This window comes from Pseudomonas sp. CFII64 (assembly GCF_000416235.1).
In the GTDB taxonomy this organism is placed as follows: Bacteria; Pseudomonadota; Gammaproteobacteria; order Pseudomonadales; family Pseudomonadaceae; genus Aquipseudomonas.
This window is the reverse complement of the sequence record NZ_ATLO01000002.1, coordinates 1-288: the sequence shown is the minus strand read 5'-3', so window position 1 is coordinate 288 and position 288 is coordinate 1. Positions and strand designations below refer to the sequence as shown.

At 64.2% G+C, this 288-nt stretch carries 1 protein-coding gene; it reads right to left on the bottom strand.

Annotated features, from left to right (window positions below):
• The coding region (locus CFII64_RS00010) for a contractile injection system protein, VgrG/Pvc8 family (protein ID WP_020288677.1) at positions 1-288 on the bottom strand (288 nt) is incomplete at both ends.

Here is a 288-nt window from a genome sequence, read left to right as displayed (position 1 = left end):
CCGCTGAGCAGCGCCGGTTGATCACTTTGGCCGCTGGCCAGTTGATAGTCGCTGCGATGGCGTTCCAGCACGGTTTGCGCCTGGCGTGCGCCGATCTGGCGGTCATTGAAGGGCGCGGGGTATTGATAGTCTTCAAGGTCCACGCGCCCGTCTGCCAGCTTCGCGCTGGCCAGCATGTCGAGCCCAGGCTGTTGGAAGTCATAGGTCTGACGACTGACTTTGCCGCTGCGGGTGGCGAGGCGCACGCTGAAGGCGTTGATCACCGGCGCTTCGGCCACCAGTCCGTTG